This is a genomic window from Streptomyces changanensis, from assembly GCF_024600715.1.
In the GTDB taxonomy this organism is placed as follows: Bacteria; Actinomycetota; Actinomycetes; order Streptomycetales; family Streptomycetaceae; genus Streptomyces; species Streptomyces changanensis.
The window spans coordinates 6,451,428-6,468,673 of record NZ_CP102332.1 but is presented as its reverse complement, the minus strand read 5'-3'; the positions used below and the strand labels follow the sequence as shown (position 1 = coordinate 6,468,673).

Genomic DNA, 17,246 nt, shown 5'->3' with positions numbered 1-17,246 from the left:
CGGGGCGCGCTACGCGCCGGTGGCGGCGTCGGTGTCGGTGTCGGCGTCGGTGTCGGTGTCGGCGTCGGTGTCGGTGCCGTCGGTCTGCTCGATCCTGCGGCGCAGCACGTGCAGGCCCCTGCGGGCGTGGCTCTTCACCGTGCCGAGCGGCATGCCGGTGCGCCGGGCGATCTGCGTCTGCGTCAGGTCCTCGTAGAAGGCGAGGCGCAGGACCTGCCGCTGCCCCTTCGGCAGCCGGGACAGCTCGCCGGCGAGGACGACGCGGTCCAGTACGCCGTCGGCCGCGGCCTCCGCCTGTGGCGGCACGGACGGACCGGAGAGGCGGGCCGCGGCCTCGGCGAGCCGCAGGCGGCGGGTCCGGGCCGCGAGGGCATCGACGGTCTTGCGGCGGGTGATGCCGACGAGCCAGGCGCCGAGCGGGCCGCGCTCGGGCCGGAACCCGGCGCGCCCGCGCCAGGCGGCGACGAAGACCTGCTGGGTGACGTCCTCGGCCTCGCGCGCGTCACCCAGCGAGCGGGTGACCATCGCGTGGACGAGCGGGCTCCACCGGCGGTACATGGCGGCGAAGGCGGTCTCGTCCGACGCGAGGAGGCCACGGCCCAGCGCCAGTTCCTCGTCCCGCGTGGCCTCGTCCCGCGTCTCCTCGGCCCGCGCCTCCTCGACCGGGGGGAGCAGTCGGTCCGCCGGGCGCGTGATCGTGCTCATGGTCACTTTCCTCCAGCCTGGACGGCGTGCGCGGGGTGGCAAGGCGCCGTGCGGGAACGGGAGCACCGATGGGCCTGCGCGCCGGATCCTGCGCGTGCCCCCAGTGTCGGACGCACAAACGACGCGAGCAACGTGCGTCGCTTGTGCGTCGTATCTTGGCGCGGTGAGCGACGACGACCATGTGGACGACGGGCCGGGCGGCGGGCTGACCACCGGTGAGGTGGCGCGGCGCCTGGGCGTCGCGCCGACCACGGTGCGCTCCTGGGACCGCCGTTACGGGCTCGGTCCCGACGCGCACACCGGCGGGAGGCACCGCCGCTGGACGCCCGCGGACGTGGCCCGGTTGGAGCGGATGTGCGCCCTGACGGCGACCGGTCTGCCACCCGCCGAGGCGGCGCGGCTGGCGCGCGCGGGCACGCCGCCGCCGAAGACCGCGCCGCTGCCCGGCCCCGGTCCCCGGGCGGCCCGGCCGCGCGACCGGAACCGTACCGGCCTCCGGCTCGGTGGGGCCCGGCGGGAGTGCCGGGGCCTCGCCCGGGCGGCGCTGCGCCTCGACGCCGTGGCGCTGGACGGGCTCCTCTCCGCCGTCATCGCCGACCACGGCCTGGTGACCGCCTGGACCGAGGTGATCATGCCGACCCTCCAGGCGGTGGGGCGCAAGTGGGAGAGTTCGGGCGAGAAGTACGTGGAGGTCGAGCACTTCCTGTCCTGGCACGTCTCCGGCGCCCTGCGCCGCTGCGTCCCCGCCGCCCCGCCGGTTTCCCCCGCCCCACCGGCCCCCGGCGCCCCACCGGGCTCCGGTGACCGGCCCGGGGCGACCGTCCTGCTCGCCTGCGTCCCCGGGGAGAACCACACGCTGCCGCTGGAGGTGCTGACCGCCGCGCTCGCCGAACGCGGCGTCCCGGTACGGATGTTCGGGGCGGCCCTGCCCGTGGAGGCGCTGGTGGGGGCGGTGCGCAGGACCGGCCCGGCGGCCGTCGGCCTGTGGGCCCAGTCCCGTACGACCGCGAGCCGGCCCCTGGCGCAGCACGTCGCGGCGATGGAGTGGGGGGTGCGGGGCGCCCGCAGGCAGCCCGCCGTCCTGACGCTCGGCCCGGGCTGGGCCGGGGGGCAGGCGGTACCGGGGCTGCCGCGTCCGCCGGGACTGGCCGAGGCCCTGGCCGCGCTGGAGGCGGTCGTACCGGGCGACCCCCGGCAGGGCGTCACCCGATGAGGTCACCACCGTGGCGGCTCCTGGCATCGGCGCCCTTGGCGTGGTCCGCTGGACCGCCCTGCCGGGCCCGACCGGATCGGTAGGACGGCCCGGGGCCGGCCGCCGGTGGACGGAGGAGACGGATGACGAGGGAGCAGCGCAGTTCCGCGGACGACGTGGTCGTCGTCGGCGCCGGGCTCGCGGGACTCGCCTGCGCCCTGGACCTGTGCGGGGCGGGACGGCGCGTCACGCTGCTGGAGGCGTCGGACGGGGTGGGCGGTCGCATGCGCACCGACCGGCGCGACGGGTTCCTGCTGGACCGCGGGTTCCAGGTGTTCACGACCTCCTACCCGCAGGTGAGGCGCCGTCTGGCCCTGCGGGGGCTGCGGCTGCGGCCGTTCACCGCGGGCCTGGTCGCCCACACCTCCGCCGGGCCGGTCCGGCTCGTCGACCCCACCCGGCGCACGGCCCCGGCCCCCGGCGGCCCGCGGACCGGCGGTGCCCCGGGCGGGGTCGCCCCGTCCGCAGGTGCCCTGTCCGGCGGTGTCCTGACCGGCCGTGACCTCGCGGCGCTGGCCGCCCTCTCCGCGTACGACACCGTGCTGCCCGCCCGGGTGGTGAAGCGCCGGGCCGACCGCACCACCGCCGCCGCCCTGTCCCGGGCGGGCGTGTCACGGCGGGCCGTCGACGAGGTGCTGCGACCCTTCCTCGCGGGCGTCTTCCTGGAGGACCGGCTGGAGACCTCCGCCCGCTTCTTCCACCTGGTCCTGCGCAGCATGGCGCGCGGGACGCCGTGCCTGCCCGCCGACGGCGTCGGCGCCGTACCGGCGATGCTCGCGGCCGGGCTGCCCCAGGGGGTGGTGCGCCTGGAGACCCCCGTCGCCGCCCTCACCGACGGGGGCGTGCTCCTGACCGACGGCTCGGAACGGCCGGCCGGCCGCGTGGTCGTCGCCACCGACGCCCCCACGGCGGCCCGCCTCCTGCCCGGCCTGCGGATCCCGGGCGGCCGCACCGTCACGACCTACTACCACGCTGCCGACGTCCCGCCGTTGCGGGAACCGATCCTCATGGTGGACGCGACGCTGACGGTCCTCGGCACGTGCGTGCTCACCGAGGTCAGCCCCACGTACGCCCCGCCCGGTACGGCCCTGGTCTCCACCTCCGTGCTGGGCGGCGCGCCACCCGGCGGTGAGCCGGCCGTGCGGCGCCGCCTCGCCGAGCTGTACGGCACGGACACGGGCCCGTGGCGGCAGGTCGCCGTGTACACCGTCGAGGGGGCGCTCCCCGCGATGACGCCGCCGTGGCCGCTGAGCCGCACGACACGGTTCGCTCCGGGTCGGTACGTGGCCGGGGACCACCGGGCGACGGGGTCCGTGCAGGGCGCGCTCGCCTCGGGCACGCGGGCCGCGCGGGAGGTCCTGGCGGACCTGGCACGCGGATGACCGCCGCCCGGGACCACTCCGCCGCATCCGGCGGCGGGCGTCCGGCGGAAGAGGGGACGTCAGCGGGATCCGGGGCAGGGAGTGGGACATGGACTTCGACGGCGCGCGCGTGCGGACCGCCGGCGACCGGGGTGTCGCCGGCGGAGCGAGCGGTACCGAAGGGGCGGGCGCCGTGCTGACGGCGCGCCGAGCACCCGCCCCGGGCCCCGTCCGTATCACCTCTGCCGCCCGTATCACCCGCGTCGCCCGTACCATCTGTACCGCCGGCGCCTCCCGCGCCGGGGCGGGCCGGTGGCGAGCCGGGCGACCGCGGGCCCCGCGCCGCACCGCCGCGGCCCTCGCCGGACGGCGGGCCCGGTGAGCGGCCTGCGCGGCGCGCACGGCTCTCCGGCGAAGCCCGAGGGGGTCGTCATCGTGGGGGGCGGCGCCGCGGGGCTGAGCCTCGCGCACTGGCTGACGAAGACGGGCCGTACCCCCGTGACGGTGGTCGAGCCGCCCGACGGCCCGCTGCGCCCCGCCGAACGCACCTGGTGCTACTGGGACGAGGGGCCGGGCGCGTTCGAGGAGGCGGTACTCGCCTCCTGGCCCCTCCTGCGGATCCACGGCCGGGACGGCGGCGCCCTGACCGCCGACCCGGCGCCGCTGCGTTACCGCATGGTGCGCTCCACAGCCTTCGAGACACTGGTCCACGCCCGCCTCGCACACCACCCGGGGGCCCGCGTCGTCCGCGCGACCGCCCACACGGTGCGGGACGTGCCGGGCGGGGCGGAGGTCCGGTGCACGGCACCCGACGGGCGGGAGCTCACCCTGCGGGGCCGGTACGCCTTCGACTCCCGGCCGCCCCGGCGGCTGCCGCCCGCCCGTACGACGCTGCTCCAGCACTTCCGCGGCTGGTTCGTGCGCACCGCCGCCCCGCGCTTCGACCCGGACGTCGCCGACCTCATGGACTTCCGCGTGCCGCAGCCGCGCCACGGCCTGGCGTTCGGGTACGTCCTCCCCCTCGCCCCGGACCGCGCCCTCGTCGAGTACACGGAGTTCTCCCGCGCCCCGCTCGGCACCGCCGCCTACGAGGCCGCCCTGGGGCACTACACCCGCGAGGTGCTGGGGTTGGGCGCGCTGCGCGTGGAGACGGCCGAACAGGGCGTCATCCCCATGACCGACGGGCACTTCCCCCGCCGCGCCGGGGCCTCCGTCTTCCGCATCGGCACCGCCGGGGGCGCCACGCGCCCCGCGACCGGTTACACCTTCGCCACGGTGCAGCGGCAGAGCCGGGCCGTGGCGCGGGCGCTGGCCGAGGGGCGCGACCCCGTGCCGCGCCCCCACGGGCGCCGTGCCCTCGCCATGGACGCCGTGCTGCTGCGGGCGCTGGACGCCGGCCGCGTCGACGGGCCGGACTTCTTCACCGGGCTCTTCCGCGGCGTGCCGGCCGAGCGCCTGTTGCGCTTCCTCGACGGCGCCACCTCGCCCCGGGAGGAGTTCGGCATCGGGCTGCGCACCCCGATCGGGCCCATGCTCCGCACCGCCGCCGAACTGCCCTTCCTCCCCCGGCGCGCCGCCCCCGACGTGCCCTTCCCACCCCGCCGCACCGCCGTCCGACCGCCATCCGGAGAGAAGCCCCTATGACGCTCCTACGGGACCACGACCTCGCCACCGCCTTCGACCACGCCGCCCCCAGGTACGACCGTCTGACGGCCGCCAACCCCGGCTACCACGCCGACCTGCGCCGTTCCGCGCGGCGCCTGGGCCTGCCCGACGGGGGCGCCGGGCTGCGGGTCCTGGACCTCGGCTGCGGTACCGGCTCCTCGACGCGCGCCCTGCTCGCCACGGCGCCCCGCGCGCGGATCACGGCTGTCGACGCGTCGGCGGGCATGCTGGGCCGGGCGCTCGCCAAGTCGTGGCCGGACACCGTGCGGTTCCTGCGCCTGACCGCCGAGGAGGTGGCGGCGACCGCCCGTGAGGAGCCGTACGACGCGGTGTTCGCCGCCTACCTGTTCCGCAACGTGTCCGACCCCGACGCGGTCCTGACCTCCGTGCGCGCCCTGCTGCGCCCCGGCGGGCGCCTGGCGGTGCACGAGTACAGCCTCAGCGGCTCCCCCGTGCACCGGGCGCTGTGGAACGCGGTCTGCCGGGGGGTGATCATCCCCGCGGGCACCGTCACCGGCGACCGGGCGCTCTACCGCCACCTGTGGCGCAGCGTGCTCGACTTCGACACCGCCCCGGCCTTCGCGGCCCGCCTGGCCCGCGCCGGCTTCGGCGGCGTGCGCACGCTCCCGGTCGCCGGCTGGCAGACCGGGGTGGTCCACACGTTCCTCGCCGGCGGGGGCCGGCCCGGCGCGGCGGCCGCCCGATGAGCGCGGCCGCGGGGCGCGCCCCCGCCGCCCGCAGGGGCCGGGACCGCAGGGCGGAGGTGATCCTGCCCGCCCCCGCGCGGGAGCGCTGCGCCGGTGGTGGGCCGCGCGCCGCCGTCGTCGGCGGCGGCATCGCGGGCCTCGCCGCGGCGACGGCCCTCGCCGAACGCGGTGTCCGCGTCACGCTGTACGAGCGGGAGGACACCCTCGGCGGGCGGGTCCGGGGATGGCGCACCCGGCTGGCGGACGGCTCCGAGGTGACGATGAGCCGCGGCTTCCACGCCTTCTTCCGCCAGTACTACAACCTGCGCGGACTGTTGCGGCGGACCGATCCGGGGCTGTCCCGGCTGGTCGGACTGCCGGACTACCCGCTGCGCCACGCCCGGGGCGTGACGGACGGTTTCGCGCGGGTGCCGCGCACCCCGCCGTGGAGCGCGATCGGCTTCGCCGCCCTCAGCCCGACCTTCGGCGCGCGGGATCTCACCGCCCTGGACGCCCGGGCGGCGCTCCCGCTGTTCGACGTGCGGGTGCCCGAGGTGTACGAGCGGTTCGACGGCGTGCGGGCGACGGAGCTGCTGCGGCGGATCCGCTTCCCCGAGGCGGCCCGCCACCTGGCGTTCGAGGTGTTCTCCCGCAGCTTCTTCGCCGACCCGAGGGAGCTGTCGGCCGCCGAGCTGATGGTGATGTTCCACATTTACTTCCTCGGCTCCTCCGAGGGCCTGCTGTTCGACGTGCCCGACGAGCCGTACCCGCAGGCGCTGTGGGAACCCCTGGGCCGGTACCTGGAGGGACTCGGCGCCGAGGTGCGCACCGGCGCGCCGGTGCACGCCGTCCGCGCCGTCGACGGCGGCGGGTTCGTCGTGGAGGGCGCGGGGGCGGCCGACCGCCACGAGGCGGTGGTCCTCGCCCTGGACGGCGGCGGGCTGCGGCGGCTCGTGGCCGCCTCGCCCGGCCTCGGCGGGAACGCGTGGCGGGACGACGTCGCCGCGCTGCGCGACGCGCCGCCGTTCCTGGTGTCGCGGCTGTGGCTCGACCGGCCGGTGCGCCGGGACAGGCCGGGCTTCCTCGGGACGAGCGGCTACGGCGGCCTGGACAACGTCAGCGTCCTGGACCGCTGGGAGGGCGAGGCCGCGCGCTGGGCGGCGCGCACCGGCGGGTCGGTGGTGGAGCTGCACGCCTACGCCGTCGACCCGGCGGAGGAGCCGAAGGAGGTGCAGGACCGGCTCGTGGCCCGGCTGCACGAGGTCTACCCGGAGACGCGGGACGCGCGGGTCGTCGACGCCCGGCACGAGTGGCGGGCGGACTGCCCGATGTTCCCCGTCGGTACCTACCACCGCCGCCCGGAGGTCCGCGCGGGCCGGCCGGGCCTGGTGACGGCCGGTGACGCGGTCCGCTGCGCCCTGCCGGTCGCCCTGATGGAGCGGGCCGCGACCACGGGCTTCCTCGCGGCCAACGCGCTGCTCGCCGACTGGGGGGTGCGGGGCCAGGTGCTGTGGACCGTCCCGCGCGCGGGACGGTCCACAGTGCTGCGCGCCCTGGCCGCCCTGGCAGGACGCTCCTGACCTCACCCACCCGCTGCCGGCCGGGGGGCCGCGCGCGTCCGGGGCGCGGTCCCGCCCCGTCCCGGCGAAGCGGCGCTCGCTGACCCCGGGAGGCACCGGCGCTCACCCGGGCCGGGCCCCCGGGAGCGGCCCCTCCCTGGGAGCGCTCCGCCCTCCCCCGGAGCCGCCCGCCACCCGGCGGGCTCGTGCTCATCCCGGGAAGCGGCCCGTGCTGCGGAGGGTCCAGCGGCGTTCCGCGTAGGCCAGGTCGTCGCGCCACAGGCGGCCGGCGGCCCGGCGCACCAGGGGCCGCAGCAGCGGGGCGGTGGCGCGGGCCAGCGCGAAACCGCGGCGGTCGGAGGCGGCGACGACCGCCTCGACGACGGCGGTCCGCGGAACCGCCGACCCCTCGGGGGTGAGCGGCGTGGCGTGTGTCTCCACCACGGACGTCGCGCCCTCGCCCTCGGTGATGTGCATGACGACGGTGCGGGGTTCGGGCGCGGTGAACTCCGCCCGCACCGGCACGACCAGCCGGCCGGCGACGCGGAACGACACGTCGACGGCGAAGGCGTCCTCCCCCTCGCCCCGCGGGGTGTCCACCACGCGCAGGTCGACGAACGAGTACGGGTGGAACCAGGAGCCGTGCCACGGGTCGAGCCGGTTGGCGACCACGTCCTCCGGCTCGCACCGTCCGACGGCGGTGAACACCGCGTCCACGCCGACGCCGGGCGCCGGACGCACCGGGACGACGGGACGCTCCAGCGGCTCCTCGCCGCCCGCCCGGTCCAGCCGGACCCACACCAGCACCCCGTCGTCGTGGACCGGGTACGGCTCCCACCCGCCGGACGGCCCACCGTCCAGGGCGAGTCCGTGCCAGTGGCACACGAGCGTCCCGCACACGACGCGGCTGTCCCGCAGCGGGGCGCCGAGGTGCGGGCAGGCGCCCGGCCCGGCCCGCAGCTCCCCGGAGCGGGACCGCCACAGGACGACCTCGACACCGGCGACGGTCCTGCCGTAGGGGCGGCCGGGGTTGACGTCCCGTGAGGCGCCGACGACGAACCAGTTGCCCGAGGGCCGCGCCGAGGCGCGTTTCAGCGCGTCGGCGATGAGCGCGGGCTTCGCCTCCCGCCACGTGGGCCGCTGCTCCTCCCAGCCCGGTCCCCGGCGGATCCGCAGCGGTGACGTCCAGCGCGTCCCGTCCCTGCCTTCGCTCATCGGCCGCACCGCTCCCGTTCCGTCCGTCCTCCGTACGCCGGTGCCGCGGGGCGCGGCGCCACCCGGGCGCGTACCCGGGCGCCGACGATGTGCGCCAGTCCGGTGGCCGCGGCGGCCGCCCGGCGCCGGCGCGGCACCACCGAACGGCGGTGCAGCACCGCGTAGCCGTCCTCGGCGATGGCGTCGAGGATGCCGCCGTACAGCGTGCGGGCCGCGCGGATGCAGGGGCGCACCCGCGGGTCGAGCATGGCGATGCCGGGCTCCGCCTCGCGGTACACGGACCGGGTCAGCGCCTCGGCGGCGGTGAGCGCGGCGCGGATGCGGCGGTCGCGGCGCCCGGTGCGGCGGCTCCACTCCAGCAGCGGCCGGTCGACGCCGTGGGCGGCGAGCAGGTCCGCCGGCAGGTAGACGCGGTCGCGGTCCAGGTCCTCCCCCACGTCGCGGAGGAAGTTGGTGAGCTGGAACGCCACGCCGAGGGCCGCGGCGTGCGGCGCCGCCTCCTCGCGGGGGACGACGGTGCCGAGCACGGGCAGCATCTGCAGCCCGATCACCGCCGCCGACCCGTGCATGTACGACCGCAGGTCGGCGTAGGTGGGGTAGTCCGTGACGCTGAGGTCGCTGCGCATGGACGCCATGAAGTCGGCGAACAGCCGGTGGTCGATGCCGTACCGGTCGGCGGTGTCCGCCACGGCGCGGACCACCGGCTCGTCCCCGGCCCCGCCGCGCAGCCCGTGCGCGAGGTCGTCCTCCAGGTCGCGCAGCAGCCGGTCGCGTTCGTGCGGGGTGCGTCCGCGGTCGAGGTCGTCGACGATGTCGTCGGCCCACCGAGCGAAGCCGTACAGCGCGTGGACGGCGGAGCGGCGTTCGAGGGGGAGCAGCCGGGTGGCGAGGAAGTAGGTCCTGCCGTGGTGGGCGTTGAGTCGCCGGCACCGTGCGTACGCCGCGCGCAGAGCGGGGTCGGTGATCCCGGCGGCGTCCAGTTCACGACGGGTCATCGGCGCTGCCTTTCGGGGAGGGGGCGTCGGTGCGCGCGCGGGGTGCGGCGGGGGCGGGGGGACGCCGCGAGCCGGGCGCGGCGACCCCGGTCCCTGTTCCTGTTCCTGTTCCTGTTCCTGTGCTCGTACCGCTCCTCGTGCCGGTGCGGGTACGGCCCACGGCGGTGACTCCGGCGCCGGCGCGTGCTCCGGTTCCGGCTCCGGTGCGTGCTCCGGTGCGTGCTCCGGCCCGGGTGCGGGCGGGTTCTCCGGTGACACGTGCGGCGGCGAGCTTGCCGCTGACGAGCACGGTGGGGACGCCCACGCCCGGGGTGGTGCCGCACCCCGCGAGGACGACGTTGTCCCAGTCGCGCACGAGGTTGCGCGGCCGGAACGGGCCGGTCTGCGCGAAGGTGTGGGACACGGAGAACGGCGTGCCCGCCGCATGGCCCTGCGCGGTCCAGTCCAGCGGCGTGACCAGCAGTTCCCGTTCGACGGACGCGGCGAACCCGTCCAGCCCCCGCTTCTCCAGCTCGGCCACGAGGCTGTCGCGGTAACGCGGCCCCAGGTCGTGCCAGGACGCGGCGGCGGGGCCCGTGGTGGTGTTGGGGCAGGGGGCGAGGACGTAGTGCAGGTGGCGCCCTTCGGGGGCGAGGGACGGGTCGTGCGTCGTGGGCCGGGTGATCAGCAGCGACGGGTCGCTCATGAGCGTGCCGCGGCGCGTCAGCTCGTCGAAGGTGCCCTCCCAGGCGGCGCCGAAGGAGAGGGTGTGGTGCGCCAGATCGGGCCAGGTGCGGTCGGTGCCCGCGTGGAGGATCACCGCGGAGGGCGAGTGCCGCAGCCGTACCGGCCGCCGGGGCGCCCGCCCGAGGAGGCGGTGGGCGACGGGCAGGTCGGGGGTGAGGACCACGGCGTCGCAGGCGATGCGTTCCCCGGTCGACAGGTGGACGGCCCTCGCGCGCCCCGCCGAGCGTTCCAGCCGGGTCACCTCGGCCGACCAGTGGAAGCGGGCGCCCGCGTCGGCGGCGGCGTCGGCCATCGCCCGCGGCAGGGCGTGCATGCCGCCGCGGGGGAAGTACACGCCGGCGACGGTGTCCATGTAGGCGATGACGGCGTACGCGGCGAGGGCGCGGGCGGGGGCCACGCCCGCGTAGAGGGCCTGGAAGGAGAAGACCCGGCGCAGGCGCTCGTCGGAGAGGAAGGAGCCGATGCGCGGGGCCAGCCGCCCGAAACCGCCCAGCGCCGCCAGCCGGGCCAGGTCGGGGTGGAGCAGCTGGAAGGGCGAGTCGAAGTTCGCGTCGATGAAGCGGCGCATCTGCACCCGGTACAGGCGCTCCAGCCAGGTCCTGAGCCTGCGGTAGCCGTCGGCCTCGGCGGGCCCCGCGAAGCGCCGCACCTCCGCCTCCATGGCGTCGGCACCGGTGTGGACGTCCAGCGCGGAACCGTCGGCGAAGCGCGCCCGGTAGGCGGGGTGCAGAGGCAGCAGCTCGACGCGCCGGTACAGGCTGTCGCCGACGGCGGCGAACGCCTCGTCGGCCAGATCGGGCATGGTCAGCACGGTGGGTCCGGTGTCGACGCGGTAGCCGCCGAGCTCCTGCCGGCCCGCGCGGCCACCCGGTCCGGCGTCCCGCTCGACGACGGTCACCCGCCGGCCCGCGCCGAGCAGGTGCAGGGCGGCGGCGAGGCCGGACAGCCCCGCGCCCACCACGACGACGTGGTCGGTCGGTCCGGGCACGGTCCTCATGCGGTCCCCTCCGTGGGTGTCGCGCCGTTCGGTGCGTCGTTCCGTCGGTCGCCCGGTGGGTCGGTGCGTCGGCCGCCCGGTGGGTTTGTGCCTCGGTCGCCCGGTGGGTCGGTGCGTGCGTCATCGCGTGCGTCGTCCCCGGCCGGTACGGGGCCGACCGCCGCCTCCACCGACGCGGCGAAGTCGTCGCGCGCGCCGGCGTCGGCCCCGGAGGCGGCGAAGTGGCGCAGGCTCAGCGCCGCGAGCTCGCCGATGCGCCCCTCCACGGCGGCGCGGGCCCCGGTGCGCTCCATGGCGGCGCGTATCCGGGCGACCTCCTCGTCCGTGACGTCGCCGGCCGGGGGCCGCAGAGCGGCGACCGCCTCCTCGTCCCCGGAGGCCGCGGCGAGCGAGGCGGTCACGGCGAGGAGGTAGGTGAGCTTGCGGCCGCGCAGGTCCTCGCCGGCGGGCTTGCCGGTCACCGCGGGCTCCCCGAAGGCGCCGAGGAGGTCGTCGCGGAGCTGGAAGGCGAGGCCGGCGCACCGCCCGGCGGAGCGGAGCGCGTCCAGGACGGTGTCGTCCGCGCCGGCCAGCGTGCCACCGAGGGCGAGGGGGCGTTCGACGGTGTACAGGGCGCTCTTGAGCACGGCGATGACGACCGCCTCCCCCACACCGGACGCGCCGGTCGCCTGGGCGTGGATGTCGCGGTACTGCCCCGCGACCATCTCGCCGCGCATGGCCCGCCACTCGGCGTGCAGCCGCCGCGGGCGGGGGGTGGCGAGCGCGGTCTCGGCCAGCAGGTCGTCCGCCCAGGCCAGGGCCAGGTCACCGGCGAGTACGGCGGCCGCGGTCGAGAAGGCCCCCGGGGTGCCCCGCATGCGGCCCGTGTCGTGCAGCCGGGCGTACTCGGCCTGGACGGACGGGGCGCCGCGGCGCATCGGCGACCCGTCCATCACGTCGTCGTGGACGAGCGCGCAGGCCTGGAGCAGTTCGAGGGCGGCGCCGGTCCTCAGGACGGCCTCCGGGTCGCCGGTACCCCCGGCGGCGCGCCAACCACACCACAGGAACGCCGTCCGCAGCCGCTTCCCGCCCCGCTGCACGAACGCGGCGACACGGCCCGCGACGTCCCGGGCGTAGACGGGGTCCACCTCGCGCGCCTCGCGCAGCCGCCCGCGGAGGTGCTCCGCGAGGACCACCTCGACGGCTGCGGTGGCGTCGCGCGCCGTGCGGGGCGCGTCGCGCGCACCGCCGCTGCCGGGCCGGCCGTCGCCTCCGGGCGCGGTCGTCCGGATGCCGAGCATGCGCAACCCCCTTCGCTCTGACGTCGCCTGCACACCCCGTCCTTCCGTGTGCGGCACGGGAACGGATGCGCTCATCCCTGCCCGGTACGGTCCGGTGCCGGGGTACGGCTCACCGGGATGGCCGACAGGCGGGTTCCCCCGGCCGGTCAGTCGCCGGTGGGGCGGGGGTGCTCGCTGTCGGCCCGGCCGCCCGGTCCGAGCAGGCCCGTCGGCTCGAAGGGCTGCCGGGCGGCGAGGCGGGGCAGTTCCCTGCGGGACAGCGCCGTGACCACGGGCGGCATGGCGGCGCGGACGAGCTGGGTGGCCCGCAGCCAGGACGGCACGTAGACGGCGGCGCGGCGGCGTTCGATCGCGGTGACCAGCCGGCCGGCGACATGGGCGACGGGGTACACCTTGCGGGCCGGGCGGGGCATGTGGCCGCGCAGCTCGCGCAGGACGGCGTGCGCGTCGACGTCACGGACCATGTCGGTGTCGGTCCAGTTGATGTAGGCGATGCCGACGCCGACGCGGCGGTGCGCCACCTCGGCCCGCAGCGCGTGGGCGAACGACTCGACGCCGGCCTTGGAGGCGCAGTAGGCGCTCATCATGGGCGCGGCGCCGATGGACGCGAGGGAGGCGACCTGGAGGAAGTAGCCGCGGGTCTCGTACAGGGCGGGGAGGTGGACGCGTGCGGTGGCGGCGCTGCCGACCAGGTTCACCTCGATGACGCGCCGCCAGACGGCCGGGTCGGACTCGGCGAAGGGGCCGCCCTCGGCGATGCCCGCGTTCGCGACGACGACCGACGGGGGACCGAACCGCTCGGCGACCTCCGCGGCGACCCGCGCCATTCGGGCGTCGTCGGTGACGTCGACCTCCCAGCAGGACGCCTCGCCCGGCAGCCGGGCCCGTACCCGGGCGAGGGTCTCCTCCTCCCGTCCCAGGAGCGCCACCCGGGCACCGCGTTCGGACAGGAGGCGGGCGATGGCGGCGCCGAGGCCGCGCGCCGCTCCGGTGACGACGGCGGTCCGGCCGTACAGCGGACTCACCGGCACGGCCCCGGCGCCGCCCCTCACGCCGGGCCCCGCCGGGCCCGGTCGGCCGAGCCGCGCCGCGCGGCGGTGCGCCCGGTGCCGGCGCGGCCGTTGGCGGTTTCGCCGGTGGCGGTTCGGCCGGTGGGGGTGCGGGCCGCGGCGCTGTGGCTCGCGATGGTGCGGGCCGCGGCGGTGCGGTGGTCCATGGGGCGCCTCCTCCGACACGGCCGTGGGTGGCCGTCGTGTCGACGCTAGGCGCACCGCCGCGCCCCGGCTCGGGGCCGGGGGCCCATCGGGTGACGGGCCGGGGCGCCGTGACGCGGGGGCCGTTCAGCAGGCGGCGACGTACGCGACGTGGCCGTGCCGGCCGGTGTAGCCCTCGCCGATCGTGGTGGTGGTCCCGGGCTGTGTGGGGTGGCAGAGGCCCTCGGCGCCGTCCTCGTAGACGACCCTGACGTCCAGGCTCGTGGCGCAGTCGTTGGTGACCTGCGTGTAGCGCCAGCTCTGCCAGTGGGTCACGCACGGCGCGACGGGCTCGGAGGCGGCACGCTCGGCGGCCGCCGGAGTGGCCGCCGTGGCGGCGGGCGGGGCCAGGACGGTCGCCGCGGCCAGCAGGGCGCCGAGTCCCGCGCCGACCGCGGTCCGTGCCGCGCGAGCCGCCCGGGCGGTCCGTGCCGTGCGCCGGGTCTGGGCGTTCATGGGAGGGGTCCTCTCGGTCGGTGATGGTGACGGCCCCAGGCTAGGAGCCCGAAATGCACCCGCGTTAACGATGCGTAACGAGGCTGTAACACATAGTGCAATGGTGAAGCATCTGCGTTCCGCCGTTGCGCCGGCCCACCGGCGGCCCGGCCGGCCGTGTCCTGGGCGGAGGTGGGGCGTTGATCCCGGTATGACCAAGACCCAGCGTGTTCTCGCCGCCCTCGCCTTCGCCGCCGGGGCCTCCGCCCTGGCCGCGCCGGCCGCACACGCGGCCCTCGTGCCCGCCCCCGGCCCGCAGGGCCCCTCCCTGCTCAGCCAGGTCGACGACCTCGCGGTCAGCGGCATCGATCCCCAGTACCGCTCGCAGGTGCCGCGGATCACGGAGCAGTTCGGCGGCCTCGGCGGCATCCAGGAGCTCGGTCAGCTCCGCCAGGTCGTCGCCCCGGTGGCGCCGGCCCTGGGCCTGGTGCCCGGGATCGGCTGAGCCCGGCCCCCCGGTTCGCACCCCGCCCCCTCAGCCACCGCTCCGGGCGGGACGGCGAGACGCCCCGCGACACCCCGTCGCGGGGCGTCTCGCCGCCCGCCCCGCCCCGGCCGCCGCCCCCGCGGCGCTCCACCCGGCGGCCCGCCGCGCGCCGGGCGGGGCGGGCGGCGGCGTACCGCGAGCGGGACACACGTCGCGGCGCCGTGCGCGCGGGGCGCCCGGGGTGACGGTGCCGTCCGGTGAGCGGCGTGCCATCCGGTGCGGCGCGGCGCCATACGGCTGCGCGCGGCGCCATCCGGTGCGCCGGATGCCGTCCCGTACCGCCTCTCCGCCGTCTTCCGGCCGTCCCGGCCCTCCCCCGGGCGGGGCCCGGCGCTGCGGCACACGGCGGATCGGGGGCCGGAACCGCCCCCCGATGTGGCGGACGTCTCCCCATCGTCCCGAACACCCCGCGCTACGCTGTGCGGGTGACTCTTCTCGTGATGCGCCGCCACGTGGACTACGTGCGCGTCACGACCATGAGCTGTCTGCGCCAGGACTGACTTCCCCCCTCTCCACCTCTCTACCGGTCCTGCAGCGGACGCACGCTCTCCGGCACACCCACGCCGGCGCCTTCCGTACGCCGCGATCCCGCCAACATCGGGAAGCGGGGCCTCGTCACACTCGAAACGGAAGGCCACCATGCCGGCCATGACTGCCGCCACCACCCGCTCGCTGCCCGTCATCGACCTGTCCGCGGCGAACGACCCGGCGACCCGGGACGCGTTCCACCGCGACCTGCTCGCCGCGGCCCGCGACGTCGGTTTCCTCCACCTCACCGGTCACGGCGTCACCTCCGGAGAGACGGCCCGCCTGCTGGAGCTGACCAGGGCGTTCTTCGCCCTCCCGGAGGCCGACCGGCTGGCGCTGAGCAATCTGAACTCGCCCCACTTCCGCGGTTACACCCGCGTCGGGCACGAGCTCACCGGCGGCCGTTCCGACTGGCGCGACCAGCTGGACGTCGGCGCCGAGCGCCCGCCCGTCCCCGTGGGCCCGGACGACCCGGCGTACCTCTGGCTGGAGGGCCCCAACCAGTGGCCGTCGGCGCTGCCGGAGCTGCGCACGGCCGTCCTCGCCTGGCAGGACCGGCTCGCCGGGGTGGCCCACCGGCTGCTGCGCGAGCTGCTCACCGCCCTGGGCGCGCCGGCGGACTTCTTCGACGGGGCGTTCGCGGACCGGCCGCACCTGCACACGAAGCTCATCCGGTACCCCGGGTCGGCGCCGTCCGGGGCGGACCAGGGCGTCGGCGCGCACAAGGACTACGGCTTCCTGACCCTGCTCCTCCAGGACGAGGTCGGCGGCCTCCAGGTGCGCTCCGGCGACGGCTACCTGGACGTGCCGCCGCTGCCCGGCGCGTTCGTCGTGAACCTCGGCGAGCTGCTGGAGATAGCGACCGACGGGTACCTCTCGGCGACGGACCACCGGGTCGTCAGCCCGCCCGGCGCGGTGGAGCGGTTCTCCGTGCCGTTCTTCTACAACCCCCGCCTGGACGCGGTGATCGAGACGGTTCCCGGCGCCTACCTGGAGCACGCGCCGGGCGTCGCCCAGGACGGCGCCAACCCGCTGCACGCCGAGTACGGCCGCAACGAGCTGAAGGGGTGGGTGCGCGCCCACCCGGAGGTGGCCCGTCGCCACCACCCGGAGCTCGTGGCCGGCTGACCGCGCCGCCCGACCGCCCGCGCCCGCGTCCGGGCCGGGCGGTCCGCTTCACGCCGCCGGTGCGCCGCCCCGGGGGCGCGCCGGCTCGAAGCCGGCGAGCATCCGCTCCAGCGCCTCCTGGTCGGGCCCGACGAACGGGTCGGCCGCGGGTGCCTTGCCAAGGGTGTCCAGCATCCGCCCGGTGATGCCGACGGCGGGCGGCAGGTGCACGGACAGCACGGTCTCGGGGTCCATCTCGCGCAGCGGCCGGAGGCCGGCCAGGAACCCGTCACGGTCCACGATGTGCACCCACGGGCTGTCGACGGTCGCCCACAGCAGCTGCGCCCCCTCCAACTCGTCCGGGTCCAGCGCCCCGGCGTCCCCGCTGTCGGCCAGTTCGGAGGTCGGCATGGGGCCGCCGAAGCAGTCGGAGCTGAAGCAGGTGCGGGAGCGGTCGTCGTAGAAGCCGACGGTCGCCGGGTTGTCGAAGAGCGGCGGCCGGAAGGCGTACAGGGTGCGGTCGCCGACGTCGAGGGACTGTCCCGGGTTCAGCAGGAAGACGCGGCTCGTGGGCAGGGGCCGCTCGGTGGACATGATCCCCGCGCCGATGTACGTGGTGATGACGCGCGCGTCGGGGGCGGCTTCCAGCAGGTCGAAGAGCCCGCCGGTGTGGTCGCGGTCGGGGTGGGTGAGCCAGATCCAGCGCACGTCGACCGGATCCATCACGGAGCCCAGCCGGGTGAGGAAGTCACGGTCCGGGAGGCCGAGCCCGGTGTCGACGACCACGGGCTCGCGGGCGTGCAGGACGAAGGCGTTGACGGTGAGGAAGCCCATCCCGGGGACGGGGAGCGAGTCCCCGAGGACGGTGATGTCACGGCCGACCTTGTGCGTGGTCATGGCGGCGCTCCGTTGTGCCCCCCGGGGGGTGAGCGTTC

General features: G+C 77.2%; 16 protein-coding genes. 7 read left to right on the top strand and 9 right to left on the bottom strand.

The features are described 5' to 3' along the window. Positions 1-9 precede the first annotated feature (9 nt). Entirely contained in the window at positions 10-705 is a 696-nt protein-coding gene (locus NRO40_RS28380; protein WP_058942988.1) for a sigma-70 family RNA polymerase sigma factor, read from the bottom strand. Between the two features lie 163 nt (positions 706-868). Here NRO40_RS28380 and NRO40_RS28375 point away from each other — a divergent pair, with 163 nt between their 5' ends. From NRO40_RS28375 to NRO40_RS28355, 5 genes are all read left to right on the top strand, one after another. Then, positions 869-1,918, top strand: a complete 1,050-nt coding sequence (locus NRO40_RS28375) for a MerR family transcriptional regulator (RefSeq protein ID WP_058942989.1) — start codon at positions 869-871, stop codon at positions 1,916-1,918. Between the two features lie 122 nt (positions 1,919-2,040). Further along, complete coding sequence (locus tag NRO40_RS28370; RefSeq protein WP_058942990.1) at positions 2,041-3,339, top strand: NAD(P)/FAD-dependent oxidoreductase; 1,299 nt, start codon at positions 2,041-2,043, stop codon at positions 3,337-3,339. A gap of 357 nt (positions 3,340-3,696) precedes the next feature. Continuing rightward, complete coding sequence (locus NRO40_RS28365; RefSeq protein ID WP_079047182.1) at positions 3,697-4,962, top strand: lycopene cyclase family protein; 1,266 nt, start codon at positions 3,697-3,699, stop codon at positions 4,960-4,962. Beyond that, on the top strand, positions 4,959-5,690 hold the full coding sequence (locus tag NRO40_RS28360) for a methyltransferase (protein ID WP_058942992.1): 732 nt from the start codon (positions 4,959-4,961) through the stop codon (positions 5,688-5,690). The genes NRO40_RS28365 and NRO40_RS28360 overlap by 4 nt, the downstream gene beginning before the upstream one ends. Further along, positions 5,687-7,249 (top strand): FAD-dependent oxidoreductase, encoded by a 1,563-nt coding sequence (locus NRO40_RS28355; RefSeq protein WP_058942993.1) that lies wholly within the window; start codon positions 5,687-5,689, stop codon positions 7,247-7,249. The genes NRO40_RS28360 and NRO40_RS28355 overlap by 4 nt, the downstream gene beginning before the upstream one ends. Positions 7,250-7,438: 189 nt before the next feature. On the opposite strand, the gene NRO40_RS28350 is transcribed toward NRO40_RS28355, so the two are convergent. The 7 genes from NRO40_RS28350 to NRO40_RS28320 all read right to left on the bottom strand — a co-directional run bounded on the left by NRO40_RS28350 (position 7,439) and on the right by NRO40_RS28320 (position 14,150). Continuing rightward, positions 7,439-8,443 carry a DUF5914 domain-containing protein gene (locus NRO40_RS28350; RefSeq protein WP_058942998.1) on the bottom strand — a complete coding sequence of 335 codons (1,005 nt, stop codon included), beginning with the start codon at positions 8,441-8,443 and terminating at the stop codon, positions 7,439-7,441. After that, on the bottom strand, positions 8,440-9,438 hold the full coding sequence (locus NRO40_RS28345; protein WP_058942999.1) for a phytoene/squalene synthase family protein: 999 nt from the start codon (positions 9,436-9,438) through the stop codon (positions 8,440-8,442). Before NRO40_RS28345 ends, NRO40_RS28350 begins: the two co-directional genes overlap by 4 nt. After that, entirely contained in the window at positions 9,425-11,161 is a 1,737-nt protein-coding gene (gene crtI, locus NRO40_RS28340) for a phytoene desaturase family protein (RefSeq protein WP_232791120.1), read from the bottom strand. The genes NRO40_RS28345 and crtI overlap by 14 nt, the downstream gene beginning before the upstream one ends. Further along, complete coding sequence (locus NRO40_RS28335; RefSeq protein WP_079047183.1) at positions 11,158-12,441, bottom strand: polyprenyl synthetase family protein; 1,284 nt, start codon at positions 12,439-12,441, stop codon at positions 11,158-11,160. The genes crtI and NRO40_RS28335 overlap by 4 nt, the downstream gene beginning before the upstream one ends. Before the next feature lie 146 nt (positions 12,442-12,587). Then, positions 12,588-13,466: an SDR family oxidoreductase gene (locus NRO40_RS28330; protein WP_408057069.1), complete on the bottom strand. Its 879-nt coding sequence runs from the start codon at positions 13,464-13,466 to the stop codon at positions 12,588-12,590. Positions 13,467-13,489: 23 nt separating this feature from the next. After that, positions 13,490-13,657 carry a hypothetical protein gene (locus tag NRO40_RS28325; RefSeq protein WP_157901889.1) on the bottom strand — a complete coding sequence of 56 codons (168 nt, stop codon included), beginning with the start codon at positions 13,655-13,657 and terminating at the stop codon, positions 13,490-13,492. Positions 13,658-13,781: 124 nt separating this feature from the next. Further along, positions 13,782-14,150 carry a hypothetical protein gene (locus NRO40_RS28320; RefSeq protein ID WP_058943739.1) on the bottom strand — a complete coding sequence of 123 codons (369 nt, stop codon included), beginning with the start codon at positions 14,148-14,150 and terminating at the stop codon, positions 13,782-13,784. Positions 14,151-14,340: 190 nt separating this feature from the next. On the opposite strand from NRO40_RS28320, the gene NRO40_RS28315 reads away from it, so the two are divergent. Continuing rightward, positions 14,341-14,634 (top strand): hypothetical protein, encoded by a 294-nt coding sequence (locus tag NRO40_RS28315; protein ID WP_058943740.1) that lies wholly within the window; start codon positions 14,341-14,343, stop codon positions 14,632-14,634. 690 nt (positions 14,635-15,324) lie between these two features. Then, positions 15,325-16,332, top strand: a complete 1,008-nt coding sequence (locus NRO40_RS28310; protein ID WP_257375542.1) for an isopenicillin N synthase family dioxygenase — start codon at positions 15,325-15,327, stop codon at positions 16,330-16,332. A 48-nt stretch (positions 16,333-16,380) separates the two neighbouring features. Here the strand turns inward: NRO40_RS28310 and NRO40_RS28305 are convergent, their stop codons facing one another. After that, positions 16,381-17,208, bottom strand: coding sequence for an MBL fold metallo-hydrolase (locus NRO40_RS28305; protein ID WP_058943741.1), 828 nt, complete (start codon positions 17,206-17,208; stop codon positions 16,381-16,383). Positions 17,209-17,246: the final 38 nt, after the last annotated feature.